Consider the following 2612-nt stretch of genomic DNA (forward strand, 5'->3'; position numbering starts at 1 on the left):
CGACCGTTCGCTTGGGCTGCGCGGCGGCCGGGCGGCCAGGTGGCCGCACGGCGGCCGCCTGCGGCTGAGTCCGCGTCGGCGCCAGGCTGAGTGTGCGATGTTGGCGGGGTGTGCGGCGGATCGGCGGCCGAGATCGCACGCTCGGCATGCTTCGTGGGCGGGTAGTGCGCGAAGCCCGGGCGAGAGCGTCGCTCCGAGGCGACCGAACGGCCGCGGCTGCGGGTGTCCCGAGAGTGGGGCCCGCGGAACGCGACCGTTCGATCGGTGGTGATGCCTCAGGCGTCGCGTCGCGGGCGGCGGTGCGCGTCGTGCACGTGCACGTGGACGTGGACGTCCTGACGTGGACGCCGCGGGCCGTGGCCGAAGCGGCTGCGCGAGCCGAAGTGGTCGCGAGGATCGAAGTACTCGCCCTCACCGTGTGCTCGCGGTTCGCCGTGCTCGGCCGGACCGAAGTGCTCCCGCGGGTCGAAGCCGTGCTCGGGCTGTTCGCCGCGGCCGAAGCCGTGCTCGCTGAAGCGGTGCTCACCGAAGCCGTGCTCGGGCTGTTCGCCGCGGCCGAAGCCGTGCTCACCGAAGCCGTGCTCGTCGAAACCGCGCCCGGCCCAGTCGCGCCGTCCGTGCCCGTGTCCGAACCCGTGCCCGTGCCCGTGCCCATGGAAGCCGCCGTGTCGGCGGCCGAAGCCTCGTCCGCCGCGTCGGCCGCGGGGGAGCGGCTGCGACTCGTCCCAGCCGAGCTCGCGGGCGATCGCCTCGAGGCTCGCGACGGTGGTCGCGAAGTCCTCCGGGGAGACGGCGCCGGCGACGCGGGCACGTACGGCGCCCACCCGCTCGGTCAGTCGGTCGAGCGCCTCGCGACCCTCGGCCGTGAGCGAGGGCGGGGTGCCCTCGACCCAGCCGCGTTCGGCGAGGCCGTGCACGAGACCGGGCTTGGCCTCGAGCTTCGCGGCGAGGTGCTCGTCGCGAGCCGTGCCCGCGAGCAGGTTGAGCATGCGCCAGTCGCGGCGCGTCAGGTCGTCCTCGGCGAGGACGCGCTCGATCTCCTCGGACAGGCGTCGGTCGACAAGCTTGAGCCAGAACCCGAGTCGGCGCTGGCTGCCGGGGGCGGATGCCTCGGAGGGCACGGCCTGCTCGGCCTGGCCGGCCCGCCCGGCCTGCTCGTCGCGGTTCTCAGGTTCAGGGATCTGCTGATCGCTGGTCATGATGGTTCCTTTCTCGGTGCACCCTCGGGTGCCCGGCGCGCGATGCGCGGTTCATAATTGCATGTCATCTGACATGTATATGTACAATGACATGTATGTCAGGTCAGCGTCAAGAGCCGCACGGCGAATCCTCAGCTTCGAACCCCATCGACGCGATCGAGGCGGCGCTCGATGCCTTCCGTGGTGGTCGCGGCGGCCCCGGCGGCCCCGGCGGCCGTTCGGCTGGGCCCGGGGGCCCGGGCGTCCCGTGGGGCGAGCGAGGTGCGGCCGCGAACGGCGGGCCGCACCAGGCCGCCCCGCAGACAGGCCCAGGGCGTCGACCCGACCGTCACGAGTACAACGCGCGCGGTATCCATGACCGAGACGCGCATGACGCGCACGACCACGACGCCGCGCACGGCTCCGGTTCCCCCGGCGACCATCACGCGTTCGGGGCCCCCGACGACCATCACGCACTCGGGGCCCACGGCGGGCTCGGGCCGCGCGGCGGTTCCGGCCGCCATGCTGGATTCGGTCCTCGCGGGTTCGGCCGGCCGGGCGGGTTCGGCCTCGGCCCGGTCGGCGGGCGCGCAGCAGTGCGGCTGGTCGCGGTCCTCGCCGCCGATGGTCCCGAGTCGATCAGTCAGCTCGCCGACGCGATCGGCGTCGACCAGCCCCGCGCGAGCCGGCTCGCACAGGCCGCGATCGCCGCCGGCCATGTGCGGCGTGAGGTCGATCCGGGCGACGCTCGCCGAAGCATCCTGACCGTGACCGATGCCGGCCGCGCCATGCTCAGCGCCGCCGTCTCGCATCGCCGATCCGCCATCGAAACCGCCCTCGCCGGTTTCACCGAGTCCGAGCGCGTCGAGTTCGCCCGTCTCTTCGCCCGCTTCGTCGAAGCCTGGCCGCACCACCGCTGATCGGCGCCCGTGGGCGGCCCGCCCCTCGGGCGCGGAGCCCGACCATCGTCCGCGGCCTCGCGGCCTCGCGACCGCGCGACCCTGCGACCCTGCGACCCTGCGGCCCTGCGGCCCTGCGGCCCTGCGAGCCTGCGGCCCTGCGAGCCTGCGGCCCTGCGGCCCTGCGGCCCTGCGGCCCTGCGGTCCCGCGACCCCGCGGCCCCGCGACCCTGCGAGCCTGCGACTCCGCGGCGCCGCGACCCCGCGGCCCCGCGACCCCGCGAGCCTGCGACCCTGCGAGCCTGCGACTCCGCGGCGCCGCGACCCCGCGACTTCCGGCCGCGCGACCGCATCACCCCGGACCGCCCTCGGATTGGGCGCCGACCGCACATGGCGGTTGCCCCTCGATCGAGGCGGAACTGGCATACGGAAATCGCACTTCACCTGCCCGTCGCCGCGTCGTCCGATTGGGCGCGCGCAGACGAGGCATCCGGTGCGTGGTCGCCGCCGCCGCGCCTCGCCGCGCCTCGCCGCG

At 75.0% G+C, this 2612-nt stretch carries 2 protein-coding genes; one reads left to right on the top strand and one right to left on the bottom strand.

What is annotated here, in order from left to right:
* Positions 1-275: 275 nt before the first annotated feature.
* Positions 276-1199, bottom strand: coding sequence for a MarR family winged helix-turn-helix transcriptional regulator (locus tag RH864_RS14135; protein ID WP_310518202.1), 924 nt, complete (start codon positions 1197-1199; stop codon positions 276-278).
* Between the two features lie 95 nt (positions 1200-1294).
* On the opposite strand from RH864_RS14135, the gene RH864_RS14140 reads away from it, so the two are divergent.
* The gene (locus RH864_RS14140) at positions 1295-2098 is read left to right on the top strand and encodes a MarR family winged helix-turn-helix transcriptional regulator (RefSeq protein WP_310518203.1); all 804 of its coding nucleotides are present in this window, start codon (positions 1295-1297) and stop codon (positions 2096-2098) included.
* The last annotated feature ends 514 nt before the right edge of the window (positions 2099-2612 follow it).

This window comes from Agromyces aerolatus, from assembly GCF_031432255.1.
In the GTDB taxonomy this organism is placed as follows: Bacteria; Actinomycetota; Actinomycetes; order Actinomycetales; family Microbacteriaceae; genus Agromyces.